The 14,280-nt window shown below is 45.8% G+C and carries 13 protein-coding genes; 9 read left to right on the forward strand and 4 right to left on the reverse strand.

Annotated elements, in window-relative coordinates:
- Positions 1 to 15: 15 nt before the first annotated feature.
- The 3 genes from FPZ45_RS06610 to FPZ45_RS06620 all read left to right on the forward strand — a co-directional run bounded on the left by FPZ45_RS06610 (position 16) and on the right by FPZ45_RS06620 (position 2,710).
- Complete coding sequence (locus tag FPZ45_RS06610; protein WP_144699676.1) at positions 16 to 645, forward strand: sugar O-acetyltransferase; 630 nt, start codon at positions 16 to 18, stop codon at positions 643 to 645.
- Positions 646 to 705: 60 nt separating this feature from the next.
- Positions 706 to 1,488 (forward strand): ROK family protein, encoded by a 783-nt coding sequence (locus FPZ45_RS06615; RefSeq protein ID WP_144699678.1) that lies wholly within the window; start codon positions 706 to 708, stop codon positions 1,486 to 1,488.
- 313 nt (positions 1,489 to 1,801) lie between these two features.
- The gene (locus FPZ45_RS06620) at positions 1,802 to 2,710 is read left to right on the forward strand and encodes a glycosyltransferase family 4 protein (protein ID WP_246120367.1); all 909 of its coding nucleotides are present in this window, start codon (positions 1,802 to 1,804) and stop codon (positions 2,708 to 2,710) included.
- A gap of 68 nt (positions 2,711 to 2,778) precedes the next feature.
- Here FPZ45_RS06620 and FPZ45_RS06625 read toward each other — a convergent pair whose 3' ends face one another.
- Positions 2,779 to 3,573 (reverse strand): DUF6492 family protein, encoded by a 795-nt coding sequence (locus tag FPZ45_RS06625; protein ID WP_144699682.1) that lies wholly within the window; start codon positions 3,571 to 3,573, stop codon positions 2,779 to 2,781.
- 80 nt (positions 3,574 to 3,653) lie between these two features.
- The gene (locus FPZ45_RS06630) at positions 3,654 to 4,682 is read right to left on the reverse strand and encodes a mannose-1-phosphate guanylyltransferase (RefSeq protein ID WP_186438259.1); all 1,029 of its coding nucleotides are present in this window, start codon (positions 4,680 to 4,682) and stop codon (positions 3,654 to 3,656) included.
- Between the two features lie 197 nt (positions 4,683 to 4,879).
- On the opposite strand from FPZ45_RS06630, the gene FPZ45_RS06635 reads away from it, so the two are divergent.
- The 3 genes from FPZ45_RS06635 (at position 4,880) to FPZ45_RS06645 (ending at position 8,393) form a co-directional block, all read left to right on the forward strand.
- Complete coding sequence (locus tag FPZ45_RS06635; protein WP_186438260.1) at positions 4,880 to 5,425, forward strand: TVP38/TMEM64 family protein; 546 nt, start codon at positions 4,880 to 4,882, stop codon at positions 5,423 to 5,425.
- A 171-nt stretch (positions 5,426 to 5,596) separates the two neighbouring features.
- Complete coding sequence (locus FPZ45_RS06640) at positions 5,597 to 7,141, forward strand: oligosaccharide flippase family protein (RefSeq protein WP_144699688.1); 1,545 nt, start codon at positions 5,597 to 5,599, stop codon at positions 7,139 to 7,141.
- Positions 7,142 to 7,262: 121 nt separating this feature from the next.
- The gene (locus tag FPZ45_RS06645; RefSeq protein WP_246120344.1) at positions 7,263 to 8,393 is read left to right on the forward strand and encodes an amidase domain-containing protein; all 1,131 of its coding nucleotides are present in this window, start codon (positions 7,263 to 7,265) and stop codon (positions 8,391 to 8,393) included.
- 74 nt (positions 8,394 to 8,467) lie between these two features.
- On the opposite strand, the gene FPZ45_RS06650 is transcribed toward FPZ45_RS06645, so the two are convergent.
- Positions 8,468 to 8,878 (reverse strand): VOC family protein, encoded by a 411-nt coding sequence (locus FPZ45_RS06650; protein WP_144700080.1) that lies wholly within the window; start codon positions 8,876 to 8,878, stop codon positions 8,468 to 8,470.
- 160 nt (positions 8,879 to 9,038) lie between these two features.
- Between FPZ45_RS06650 and FPZ45_RS06655 the strand changes: the two genes are divergently transcribed.
- From FPZ45_RS06655 to FPZ45_RS06665, 3 genes are all read left to right on the forward strand, one after another.
- The gene (locus tag FPZ45_RS06655) at positions 9,039 to 11,228 is read left to right on the forward strand and encodes a hypothetical protein (protein ID WP_144699690.1); all 2,190 of its coding nucleotides are present in this window, start codon (positions 9,039 to 9,041) and stop codon (positions 11,226 to 11,228) included.
- Between the two features lie 145 nt (positions 11,229 to 11,373).
- On the forward strand, positions 11,374 to 12,585 hold the full coding sequence (locus FPZ45_RS06660) for a chromate transporter (RefSeq protein ID WP_246120345.1): 1,212 nt from the start codon (positions 11,374 to 11,376) through the stop codon (positions 12,583 to 12,585).
- Between the two features lie 114 nt (positions 12,586 to 12,699).
- A complete protein-coding gene (locus FPZ45_RS06665; protein ID WP_144699694.1) occupies positions 12,700 to 13,143 on the forward strand; it encodes a cell wall hydrolase in 444 nt (147 codons plus the stop codon).
- 50 nt (positions 13,144 to 13,193) lie between these two features.
- Here FPZ45_RS06665 and FPZ45_RS06670 read toward each other — a convergent pair whose 3' ends face one another.
- Positions 13,194 to 14,189, reverse strand: a complete 996-nt coding sequence (locus tag FPZ45_RS06670; RefSeq protein ID WP_144699696.1) for an arsenic resistance protein — start codon at positions 14,187 to 14,189, stop codon at positions 13,194 to 13,196.
- Between the last annotated feature and the right edge of the window lie 91 nt (positions 14,190 to 14,280).

Below are 14,280 nucleotides of genomic sequence, written 5' to 3' on the forward strand. Positions count from 1 at the left end.
AGGGAGGAATAACCGTTGAATATCAGAGAACGCATGGCGAGCATTCAATTGTTTACCGATCACGACCATAACTACCCGGAGGAAGCGGCAGAATTAGCAAAAGCTCGTCAACGCGGTAAAGCTTTATGTTATGAAATAAATCGTCTTCACCCAGATAATCTCGAACAACGTCTTAAGTTAATGAATGAGCTTTTTGAAAGCGTGGGCGAGAATGTATGGATGGAACCTCCGATTCGAATGGCATATGGTTCAAATACGACAATAGGCAGCAATGTTTACATTAACTTTAATCTCACGGTCGTTGACGACTATAAAGTAACAATTGGAAACTATGTCATGTTCGGACCTAATGTGACTATTGCAGTTACGAATCATCCCGTACACCCCGACGTGCGTAGAGAGGGTGGAATGTTCGCGTTACCAGTCGTGATCGAGGATGACGTTTGGATAGGAAGCGGCGTAATCATCGTCCCAGGGGTTACGATCGGAAAGGGAAGCGTGATTGGAGCCGGAAGCGTGGTTACTAAGGACATACCCGCAAATGTAATTGCTGTTGGAAACCCTTGTAAGGTGCTTCGTGAAATTACGGAACGAGATAGGGAATATTATTACAAAGACAAACGCGTTGATCAGGTTGAATGGTAAGTCGTGCACTGCGAAGGGAGCCTTTAATTTCTCGTATTCGCGCGGGATGATCCGGAATACATGTTGGGACTAGCTATTTACGTCGACAATAACGAAACCTATTATTCGATATTTAATTGTATCGGGGAGGTCAAAGAGCAGGGGAAGAACCCAGGCGTAATACAACAGGGTGTGCAACAGCTGGCAGACATTGTTGAAACGATTATCGAGAGATATCCAAAACTTCGCTCTATTGCGATCGGAGTGCCTGGCGTAGTTAACAATGGTAAAATCATCTTGATCCCAACCCATCTGCATTTCCTTAACTATGATTTGAAAGGGGAATTTGAAACCCGATTCCAAGTGCCGGTCGTGGTCGAAAATGATATGAATGCATCGGTGTTTGGATTTGCTTCTAACTTCGAGATTGAGAACGACACACTGGTATATCTGAATTTCGGTAAAATTGGGCCGGGTTCCGGAATAATGATAAATGGAGAGGTCGTACGAGGCAGAACGTTTTTCTCGGGTGAGATTGCTTTCGTTCCTCAGTACGGCAATCATTCTTTTCAGCAATCGATACAATTAGAAGGGCGCAATCTTCGTATGGTATTGGCTGGAGATCATCAGATCAATGCAGTCTCACGATTAATTGCCACGTTCGTCGCCATTCTCAACCCTAGGGCAGTCATTTTCTGTGATGATGAGATAGACGAAGCACTACTGACTAGGATCGCGGATAAAAGCTCGGCATACATCCCCCAAGAACATTTACCAAAGCTAATGATAAGCAATTGGAGACAGGATTATTTGGCCGGCTTGCAGCAATTAGCGCTTAAGCTGATGATTACGGATTGTATTTAATAATTTGATAAGACAAGACGCAAATGATGAGCGTCTTGTTTTATTTTTAGTACAGTAACATCTATATCGTTTCCGAATATTCTATGGACGTATAAAATGTGACTAAACCAAAGGATGCGGTGCTGTGACCAACATACAGGTTGTTTGGAGAGGGCCCGTAAAACGTTCCACGGGGCTTGGAATCTCAAGCAGGGAATATGTATCTGCTTTAAGGAGACAAGGTGTAAACGTCAAAGTGGGCGGCAGCCCCTCGAAAAGCACCGTGAAAAAAAGAAAAGTGCTTATTTATCATCAATTGCCCTCAATATTGAATATGGAACGAGAACGTAAACAGTTTGATCGCATTATCTTAAATACGGTTTGGGAAACGACCCGTATTCCTCGGGGTTGGGTCTCGAAAATCAACAAGTTCGACGCAGTATGCGTACCGACCACCCATAATAAAACCGCTTTGAGTAAAAGCGGCGTCAAAATCCCCATATTTAAAGTCCCTCACGGAGTCCATGTCGATAAGTATAAACCCGGAAATAAAAAATATCATCTCCCCATTGCCAAGGGGCGTTTTGTCTTCGTTTCTATATTTGGCTTTCAACACCGTAAAAATCCCGAAGCACTGCTGAGGGCTTACTGGGAGCAATTTTCGGCGGCTGATAAAGTGCTGCTCGTCATCAAAACGAACGGGTATGCGCGGCACGAGACCGGACAGTGGATTCGAAATCGAATCGCGAACTATCGGAAAAGGCTCGGAATCAATAAGAAAACCGCGCCGATTGTCGTCATTACCCAATTTATGAGCCCCAATCAGCTCAAGGGCATCTATACGCTGGGCAACGTATTCGTTCTCCCTACTAGAGGAGAGGGAGTAGGGATGCCGTTTCTAGAGTCGCTGTCCAGCGGGGTGCCCGTCATTGCTACCGGGTGGGGCGGGCAAATGGATTATCTAAATGACGGAAACTCTTTTCTCGTAAAATATAAACTGAAAAACCCGCAAAGCGGCATGAACAGCAGGCACACGATCGCTCGAAAGTTTCGTTCTTTATTCTCGGGGAAGGGGCAACGGTGGGCAGAGCCGATCTTGTCTAGCTTAAAAGGCAAGATGAGTTTGGCATATCGGCGTCCCGAATTATGCAAAAAAAAGGGCTTGAAGGGCCGCATGGATATGAAAAAATACTCGTGGAACAGAGCCGGAGCCGCTTTGAAACAAGTTGCGGAAATGAAATAATCCGATAAACAAAAGCTGGCTTCATCTTCGGGAATGAGGCCAGCTTGTTCCGCGTATGGCTTATGCGGCTATTTTACTCTTCGGGTGTAACCCTTTCTTTTGTGAAAAGACAGAGAGCGATAGCGCTGGGCCAACTTGCTGATGGCAGCACCCGACAGAGCGGACGGGCTGGTCGAGAGACTTTTGTTAAGCGCGCTTTTGAGTCGGACTTTCCCGGGGCCAGCGGAATAGACGTAATTTCCGTAAGTCTCATATTCGGAAAAACCAAACTGCTTTTTACGGTCAACGCTTTTTAGGATGGCTTTGTACCACTTCGTTCCGTTTCTCGCTTCGATTTTGTTCTTGAGCGACCTCAGCTTCGTTTTGTCGAACATCATGTAGTGCGTCACGAAAGAACGGGGACGCGAGGCTTTTTTTCCGAGCAACTTACGGTAGGTGACGAAATACTCTGGCTGGCTCCAGCTTCGGCAATAGAACAGTTGCTTGCCGTCGACGTAGAACCGGTGCGGTCGGATCAGCACGGTATCGGCGTCGATAACCAAGAAGTGCCGCTGTTGCGCAATGGAACTGCTGCCGAGTTTCAAAAGCTGCTGGTATAACCAGCCGGATCTCTCCCATCTTTTGGAACGATACGAGATCTGATTTTTTCGTAGGGGAATAACCTTGCTTTCATGAATGAAGACACAATTTTTGCGATGGCAGACGGCTTTGATGTTGGGACTGTTCGGGGACACGACGAAAATCCGGCTGATCGGATGCCGCACATATTTTCTTACGCTGTCAATCACATAGGGAAGCGTGCCCAAATCTTTGTCAATAGCCGGAATGACGACGTCGATGATGATATCCGAGTTCGAGGACAATCGCGAATCCGCTCCTTTTCTTAGCCGTTTCTCATCAGAATATGCCATGTTGATCGTTTTGGGTTGGACTTGTCGACCCCTTACTTTGCCGCCGACAGCCATTTTTTCAACCGCGGTTCCTCGGATTTAGGGCAGATGAGCAATCCGTTGAGAGTAGAAGCGACGATAAGGTCATTAACTCCGATAATGACCGCCTTCTTATTATCCACGAACACGAGATTTCCGGCCGCCTTCATTAGATCGACCTCACCATGGGTGACGTTCCCGTTCGGATCCGACGGCAGATGACGCAGCAACGAGCCCCAGGATCCGATATCGTCCCATCCGCAATTTACCGGTAAGCAGTAGATGGTCTTTGCTTTCTCCAAAACGGCATAATCGATGGAAAGCCGCGGCATACCGGCGTATGCGGTATCCGGGTTCGACGGGTTTTGCGACAGGAGGTTCCAAATAGCCGGTTCGAAGGATTGAATGCAGCGGGCCATGTTCTCTGGGCGGCAGATCAGGATACCGCTGTTCCAGAAGATGTCGGGCTCATTCATGAATTGTCGGGCTTTCTCTTCGTCCGGTTTCTCCAAGAAGCGGGCGACACGGCGTATCCCGCTTACCGAGCTTGCCTCGCCGGCATCCGAGTCGGGCGCGGTGAGCAAATATCCGAAGCCGGTCTCGGCTCGGTCCGGTCGGACGCCTAGCGTTACGATGGCATCGGGCAACATTGCGACATCCGCCGCTGCTGAGACGGCCGCAAGGAAGGCCTCTTTGTCGGCTATAAATTGATCGGAAGGGACGAACGCTACCGGTTCGTCGTCCATGATTTGAAGAAAATGAAAGACGGTCAGTGCGATGCAAGCGGCAGTATCCTTCTGCATGGGCTCAACGATCAGCTGATTCGGCGGAAAATCAGGCAACTGTTCTTTCAACAAAGGCAAATAATGCCGGGGCAATGCGATAAAGAGGCGAGAAGCAGGAACGAAATCCCGGAATCGGTTCACCGTCTCTTGAATCAAGGTTTGCTTAGATAGAAACGGCAGGAACTGCTTGGGCAAGTCGTCGTTGCTTCGCGGCCAAGAACGAGTTCCTTTGCCCCCAGCCAAAATGACGATCTTCAAGGAAGGCACCTCCATAATGACAAAAAGACGAACGATGTACTTGTCATTGTATGTCCCTATCAAGCTTTGGGAGACGGCAGGCATACAATCGGCGGCAAGTCAAAGTTAAGAGGAGGATATTTCCGCAGAAGAACTATTCAAGAAGTAGTTCCGTTTTTAAGGATATCCTTTAAAATAGCAGTATGGGGGAAGTTGCAATGATAAAAAAAGGGATAATCCTTCTACTTTACGTGGCTGGAATTGCGGCTATCGTAACTTATAAACAACCAATACTTACGTGGTTGGCAAATGGCGACATGGAACGTCTTCCTTGGATGATTGGAGTTGCAATTTTGCTAGCCGCAGTACCTGCCGTTCCATTCGGAATTGTAGCCGGGATCATGGGGGCTCAATATGGTCCAGTTTGGGGTACGCTGATTAATGTAGCGACTACTACGATAGCAAGCTCTCTTCAATTCTTTGCCGTTCGGGTATTGTTCCAGAAACAGGGGCGGCAGTTCGTAACGAAGTTCAAACGGATTGACCATTTCATCTTATTATTAGAACGCAATGCGTTCCTTGCAGTGATAACGGCCCGTCTTATTCCTTTTGTCCCGGCTCCAACGATCAATGCAGCCGCTGCAATCAGCCGTATTAGCTTCGGCAGCTTTTTCATTGCTACGGTAATGGGGAAATTCCCAGTGATGGTTCTATATGCCATCATGGGAGACAGGCTGTCTTCGAACGCTTCCGGTATGATGTGACCGCTGATTATTTATGCGCTTTTCCTGATAATCGTTTATGCATGTTATCGTTGGCTTTACATGACGAAACTTTCGAAGCCGGATTCGGAAGGATGTTAATGATAGGGATCGGATAAATTATTGTATCAAATTGCTTCGGTACCCCTTACATATAAGGCGCAATATTGTCATATGAATGGACAAGTGTCGCAGGTAGAAGGTAATGGGGTGGGGTACTTGAAGCCGGCTTTATTCCGATTTAATGCGATGTTTTTTGTCAAAATAATGGGCTTGATTGGTCGCGTTGCATTGACGCGATGGATTGGAGCTGAAGGGGTAGGTTTGTATCAGGCGGCTTATTCGTTCTATGGATTGCTACTGGCCATTATCCCAGGAGGCTTACCAACTGCCCTTGCATTAACGACAGCCCGTGATGCTAGAACCGGATGGCGATTATTCAAATGGGTGTCCGCGATATTGGCCCTAATGACATTGATCATTTGCTTGTGTGCATTTCGATTTTCAAACGAAATTGCTAATGTGCTTGGGTATCCTAATCTGGGGTTCGCTATTCGTTGTTTGGCGCCAGCGTTAATAATCGTACCGATACTTAGCCTGGCAAGAGGTTATATACAGGGGCTGGAAAGGTTTCGATCGATTGCATGGTCTGAAATCTTGGAACAATTCGTCCGTGTTGCCGCTCTCATCGTGGTAGTTCCGGTTTTATTAACCGGAAGCATTGCGACAGCTGTAGGAGGGAGTATCGTTGGCACACCTATCGGAGCGATATTCGCCATCATGTTCCTCGCCGTTGTCGTTCGAGATGCTCGGGAACATGAACCAATAACTTTGTCCGGCAATACCCGACTTGCTCCCGCATTTATGGCTTTGTTAAAAACATCGATGGCCATTACCGTAACCCGGTTGCTTATACCTGTATCGGATTTTACCGATATGATCCTCATTCCGAAGCGGTTACATGCAGCCGGCTATTCCGCAGCCGAGGCGATCGAAATATATGGCGTAATGACCGGAATGGCTGTTGTGCTAGCATACGTACCTACCATCTTCACGGCAGCGTTATCCCATACGATAACGATACGAATGGCCGAAGATTGGCAAGCCGGCCGTATTGATTTTTTTCGCCGTCGATTACTCGCCGCCTTCAAAATAGGATGGATATGGGGGTTGTCTTCCGGTACATTTCTTTATATATTTGCTCCGGAGTTATCCATGATCATCTTCGGTTCAACAGAAGCTATCCTACCTGTTCGGTATCTGGCGATACTGCCATTACTTGTCGGCATTCGAGAGATTTCAACCAGTTTATTATGGGCCAAAAACCACAAATCGCCTCCATTTATAGGATTAATGCTCGGGATTGCGATTAATGCAGTCCTTATTTATATTTGCGTGGCGATCCCCGGTTTCGGATATGCAGGCATTTCCATTGCCATTATCTCTATGGAATTGATTGCGGTATTATGGAACCTGTTCCATCTGAGAATATTTAGATTTGCTTGGGCACGATCGCTGTCGATTGTTCAGGATACGTCCGTTTTTGTACTGGCCGTTTTCGCCGTATTTGGCCTTCATTCTGTATTTGATCTGGCTGGAGATACTCGTTTTCGTTGGATAGCCTGGCTGCCAGGTATGCTGATGTATGGCGTATTTTTCGGACTGTATTTTAAAATGCGCTGTGGCAGGGATGGAGGAACGTATTCCATCTTCGACTAATTCGGAATGGCATTACGCAATGTCGTTGCATAAAATCAGCATGGAGAGATTACAATAATCGGGGAAAATGGGGGTCCCGCTCCAAATGTTAAAGCTTTAAGGAAGGAGTTTTTACATACTTATGTGGTACCAGGCCGTCCTTGTATCGCTTATCGCCATTTTACCGATGAATGGCGGAGGAAAAGCGGCATCTACCGAAAGCCAAGAAATATCGTTATTTCTGAACCAGGTCTTTCAGGACCGAACGCAATTTCTCGTACATGGGAAACCGGATATTCTGGATAATTACTATAATATATCGGAAAAATCAAGCAGAATCGCACGACAGCATGAGCTTAACCGGCACCGGTACCTGTCGGCGTGGGCCAGCAAAAGGAATATAAAATTTACTGACAGTAAAAGCGAAGTTCGAATTGTACGGCAGAAAGTTACAAAAAATACGGCAAATGTTGTTTTGGTTCATCGCGAGAAGCTTGAATACTATTACTTAAATAAGATTTTACAACCTCAAACCTTTGGCCTTGGAACGCGCCATATCGTTACTCTGGTTCAAACGGATAACAACAAGTGGCATATCCTCCGTGAATGGTACTTGGATCCGCTAGATGAAAATCCCCAATTGATTGCCAACCATGAACATCAATTTCCTGAAATCGGTGAAGAACACTCCTTACGGGATGAAGCTGACCACCTTACAACCGGAACATCATCGAAAATCAAATATGACCGCATAAAGGCTGTTCAGTATGCGAATAAATACGCAGGCTTAGCTTGGGGAGCGGGCAACAATAATCGATATAATCCCAAATATAGAGATTATACAGGCATAGGCGGAGACTGCACAAATTTCGTATCGCAGGTACTCGGCGACCCTGAAGAGGGCGGAGGATTACCGATGAGCGGCAGGTGGTTTGCGAGCCTGGCGGGAGGAAGCGCTGCATGGGTCCGAACCGACGGTCTCAAAAATTACCTGTTGTACTCCGGATATGCTCGACTGGTGGACAGCGGAGTATTCGATCATATCATGAAACCGAAGGAAGGGCATCCGCAGGGCAGCATCAGGGATCTGCAGCCTGGGGATCTGATCGCATACGAATTAAAAAAAGGAGACGTGGATCATTTCGCGGTTATCGTCGGTTTTGACGATAATGGCTATCCGCTCGTCAATTGCCATACGACGGATAGATTCCGCGTTCCGTTTGATCTTGGCTGGGATAAGCATACGAGGTATTTATTGCTGCACGTTCGGTAATTGAGCAGATAAATCAAGCCACGTCCGATTGGACGTGGCTTGCGCTGTTAAGGGCGAATGCTGCCGAGGTGAGCTCAGCTCTCCATGCTGAACTGCCAAGAAACGCCGTATTTGTCCGTCAGACTGCCGTACACTTTGCTCCAAGGCACTTCCTGTAGTTCCATAAGAACCGTTCCGCCTTCTTTCAGCTTGCCGAAAGCGTCACGAAGTGCATTCTCGTCGCTCAGCACGAGCGCGAGCGAAAAGTTGTTGACGCCATGCTGGAAGGGCATCCCAGGGAACGTGTCGGAAAACATCAGAGTGCTACCGCCGATGTTCAGGAACGTGTGCATAATCCGGTCTGCCGCTCCCGGCGGCAGTTCCGCTTCGGAATGCATCGACCCGAAAGTCTGCATGTGCGGTTCCTCGAGTCCGAACGTCTGCGCGTAAAACTGAACGACTTCTCGGGTATTTCCGTCAAAATTCAAATAAGGGTTTAACGGCAACGGACTCACTCCTAATCGAATGGTTTCGGAAGAATGATACCACAGTCTTGTCTCGAAAGCAAACGTATGTTCTGCCCCCAACATGAAAGCTTTGCCAAACATTGATAAAAATTCCCTCGCAATGTAACATGAAACTAATTTACTTCATGGAGGTTCATAAATGATGGCAGCTAATCAGATTTGTCACGACGTACGTAAATCAAATCGCTATTCTTTTATCGTGAAAAATCTACTCTCACTCGTATTTGGTGTAATCTTCCTGCACGTATTTGCTCATGAAGCGGAAGCGCGGGAGCGGGATACGAAAATCAGCACAACAATAACCTATGAATACCTACTTAACAATGAGCATACTTTAGCGATTCCAACGGTTTTTGTTAATACTTATGATTATTCAACCGGAAAATTCAATGAGGAGCGTCTTCCACAACCTCAATATGCCATTGCGATCGATGAGGATACGGAACTTAACTATAGCAGTGCGGCCAAAAATCTGGATACAGGAGGCAGGCAAGAAGGGAATATCATTCAATTGAAAAAAGGAACCGTCTCCGTATGGATAGATCAACATCAAATGCTTGTATCCGGAAAAAAGCCTGGTGCGGTAGAGTTCCGAGTGATGGAATTTAATCTAGCCACACGCAAGCTGTCCGTTGTTAATAAGTTTACAAGCACTAGTAAGTATAGCGTCAGACTGTATCCGGACTTCAAAGGATATACGTTTACGCCTGCGGATAAGCTGAACAATGATTCGTTGTCCCTCAAGACGATTGTCGTCTTTTCGCTGGAAACGAATCGTGAAATCGCCAAAGTAGCCAATCAACCTCGGCCAAGCTCGTGGCATAAAATAAATAATGGTAAATTTGACCGGGAGCCGGCCTCCAATTCAATGATTATACAAGAGTTTACAAAGGCTCAGACAACTCCAAAAGAAATTGATTCATTGTTTATTGTGACAGACACTGCTACGCGCATTCCGTATCATGCAAAAGTGTATGAGCTTTTTGCAGATGGGCGCAAAGTGGAGCTGCACCAGCCCAAGGAGAATCCGGGTATACACTGGGTTAAACAAGTAGGAGCGATTAAGTATGTCTCGTATACGGATCCATCTACGAAAAATAGGATGATTGGGTATTATAAAGGAAACAAGATCGTACCAATTAGCTCAGGGAACGGGTACTACCAACCAAGCATAAGCTTCTCCCCAAATAACAAGTACATGATCTTTTCGGAGAAGGAGATCGATCCCAAGACGAAAAAAGCAGTAAAGAAATTTACGACTACCGTAGTCGACTTGGCGACGGTTAAAGTGCTATACAAGCTGCCTCCGCTTGAAAAATATGAAGTCGAGAATAATTATGAGTGGGTAACAGATGAGATCGTAAACATAAGTTTTTATTCTGAAAAGCCTCTTAAACGATACCTACACATCCCAAGCGGAATAACTACACTTGAATCTCATATGCCGAGACCTAGTGGTTATTTTACTTTTAGTAAGAGCAAGTTTGCTTACGATGGAAATTACAGCGAACTGCTGAACCCGGAGGACCCATTCGCAATCGTAATTGACGGAAAACCGATGACTTATTCCGGGCAAGGTCCCTTCCGTATGGCAACCAGTGATATCAAATCGGAATGGTACGTTCCACTCCGGGAATTTGCCGCAGCCGCAGGTGCAACAGTCGTTGACAATGCGAACGGCTGGCAAGTATCGCGCGGGACGCATACGGTTCAAGCGGATAAAAAGAAATCAATAACCTTTAAAGGAACGGTCTATGTGCCGCTAGCCGAATTAACAGAACATCTTGGATTCGCAGCCGCCTTTACGAATAATCATTCTATTTATTTTTTCACTCCCGATATAACAGAAGATGAAGTGAAAAACCATTTTGATGGTCAATACATTTTTTCCAAAGATCATAACATCATGTTTAACATATTCACTTTAACGGAAGGGAAATGGAACAGAGTAAGTGAAGAAGATAAACTGAACGGGTACAACACGTACTTTATAAGTAGTCATGACATAAATGTTTATAACAACTTCAGCCTCAATTTTATTGATGGTCGCCTTGCGGTTGTAAATGTTATGGATGGTATGCCAATACGGAATGAAGGCGTAGATCGTGGTTATGTATTGAAGGAGGAATGGAGCAGACTCTATGGAAAAGGGAAAGCCATTTCATTCGATATTCAATTGGACCCTGACAAATACATCTTACCAGTGAACGCGCAAAACATCCGATTGCAAATGCTCTCTTATATTTTCCCGGACTATGGCATGTTAATCAAATTAAGTGAGGATAGTCGATATAGCGTTAGCCTTTATTTCGTTCCTAATAGCAAGTAATAAAGAGAATCCCAACCATCGCCGGTTGGGATTCTTGATTCAAGTAAAGTGATTTTAAATGGCGTTAATAAATTTTTCGTATAATAACAGGTGCAACTATCGAAAACGATATTCACCTCGTCGATCCGTAAAGGAGTATTTGATCGTGGATAGCAATGGAACTGCAATAGAGCATGTACCTAAAAGCAAGCTTAAGGTTCTTCTTGAAGTATTATTTGTATCGACCAAACTGGGGTTTACCTCGTTCGGCGGCCCCATTGCTCATCTTGGTTATTTTCATCATGAATACATACGCCGCCGCAAATGGATGGACGAACGAAGTTATGCCGATCTGGTCGCGCTGTGTCAGTTTTTGCCTGGGCCGGCAAGCAGTCAAGTCGGAATTGGAATTGGCGTCATTCGTGGCGGGTTGCTCGGCGGGCTGATTGCTTGGCTCGGCTTTACGCTGCCATCGGTGATCGCGCTGGTTCTGTTCGCTTTTCTTTTACAGGGATTTGATATCGGTAGCGCAGGCTGGATCCACGGACTTAAGATCGTCGCTGTGGCCATTGTCGCTCAAGCCATTGTTGGCATGGGACAAAAGCTGACTCCTGACCGAAACAGGGCGACAATCGCTATTATTGCAACGTCCGCTACTCTTTTGTGGCAGACAGCGGTTAGTCAGGTGCTGATTATCGTGCTCGCGGGTATAGTCGGAGTCATTTTATACAGAAAAACGGCCATTCCAGCCGCGCCGAATCTGTCCATTCCGATTAGTCGCAGCTTTGCCATCATCTGTTTGTCGCTATTCTTTGGTCTTTTGATCGTATTGCCTTTGTTGCGACAATTTGGTGTTTCAGGCTGGTTACCCTTGTTCGATAGCTTCTATAGGGCGGGTTCGCTAGTTTTTGGCGGTGGACATGTCGTTCTTCCATTGCTTGAACGGGAAGTCGTACCGACGGGCTGGATTAGCAAAGCGGACTTTTTGGCCGGGTACGGTGCAGCACAAGCCGTGCCGGGACCGTTATTCACTTTTGCTGGATATTTAGGCGCGATGATTAACGGGGTTAAAGGAACTTTGGTTGCTACCACGGCTATATTTCTGCCTGCTTTTCTTTTAATCGTTGGATCGCTACCCTTTTGGAATTCCTTGCGAAAAAGTCCTAAAGTACAGGGGGCGCTAGTCGGGATAAATGCAGCGGTTGTCGGCATCTTGTTAGCTGCTTTGTATAACCCGTTATGGATAACGGCTATTTTAGCTCCAGCGGATTTCGCGTTGGCTTCGATTCTGTTTTTGATGCTTATCTTTTGGAAGTTGCCGCCCTGGGTTGTCGTGATCACAGGGGCGGTTGGGGGAACATTAATCGGACTTATTTGAACTTAAAAATGATGAATAAGAAGTAGAGCAAAAGACAACTGTAATGTTTTGTTAGAGTAACACATCCGCTTCGCCTACAATATGATGAGTCTAGAAAGCAAAAGAGGTGAGCCAATGGCAGTCGTAAAAGCCAGAAAACAGGATATCGATATGCTGGCAAGGTTGCTTCGAGCTGAAGCTGAGACTGAAGGCGAGCAGGGCATGCTCCTTGTTGGAAATGTTGGCATTAACCGGGTAAGAGCGAATTGCTCCGATTTTAAAGGACTCCGGACAATTCCCCAAATGATCTATCAGGCGCATGCGTTCGAAGCATTGCAACATGGCATGTTCTATCAAGGCGCAAGAGATAGGGAACGCCGTCTTGCGCAACGTTCTGTGAATGGGGAGCGGAATTGGCCAGCCAAATTCTCCCTTTGGTATTTCAGGCCAGGAACGTTCGAAAATCCCGGACCCTGTCCGCCAACTTGGTATGATCAGCCGTTCGCAGGACGATGGAAGAAGCACTGTTTTTATGAACCGACTGCGGAAGAATGTGAAAATGTATATAATACGTTCTAAATCTTTAGAGGCCGCGCCTAGCGCGGTTTTTATGTTTTATCGATGCAAGTTTATTCAGAGCTTGCTTCATTCACTTTGTCTCGTAAAATCACATTAGGAATAAGACGTACATAAATGAGTTCTCCCGCAAGCTCAACAATCGTTTGTGTTACAATAATAGCTGCAACTAGTGTACTCCAATTGTCAGGCAAAGCTAAGGCGAGGGGAAGGACCACAAGGGAGTTACGCGTCCCCGCACTAAAAATAACAGCTCGACCCGATTTGATGTCTAGTCGAAACCATTTTACGATATAACGGGTAATTAATGGCATTAAGAGCATGAATGTGATATAAACAGGAATCACTTTAATTAGAATTCCCCAGTAATCGGTTAGCTTCCCAATTTGAGATGATACAACAACAAAGAGGGTAAGTGCCATCAACGGGACAGGAATCCATGCGGATACTTCTAATAGTAGTTGACCGCCATTACGATTTTTCCTCGATACAAATTGTAAGACGATAGCCAGCAGAAGCGGTAAAACGATGATGATAAGGAATGCTTCAACAAATGGGCCTGGACTTACGATTTCTGACGCCATCTTACCCATGAAAATCCATAAATATATTGGCAATAGCAGCATTTGTGTCACAAACAGAATAGGCGTCGATAGGAGCATCAATTTCTCATTTCCACGGCCAAGATGAGTGAATACGATGACATAGTCTATACAGGGCGTCAATAAAACAAGATACACACCAAGTAAAACAGGTGATTGTTGGGGTAAAAATTGAGAAAGCAACCAGACGACAATTGGCACGGCGATATAATTTGTGGTTAGAATTGCCCAGATAAACCGTCGATTTCCGAATGCTTCTTTTATAGACATAAAAGGAATCTGAGTAAACATTCCAAACATCAAGATCGAGATCACAATTGAGATGAGTATGTGATGATCAAACGTTGTCATAAGTTCAGGGTAAAATAATCCGAGGCCGGCAGCTACAACTAATGTAGCAACATAAACCCAAATCTGATTATGTTCGAGTTTTTCGCGAGTTATCATTCTAATGTCTGCTCCTTGAATCCTACTTTTTCCCCAATTATGAAGGTGCAATCTGATTATTGCAATTCAGCTTTTACAAAACGGTGCGATC

Source organism: Cohnella terricola (assembly GCF_007786475.1).
Lineage (GTDB): Bacteria > Bacillota > Bacilli > Paenibacillales > Paenibacillaceae > Cohnella > Cohnella terricola.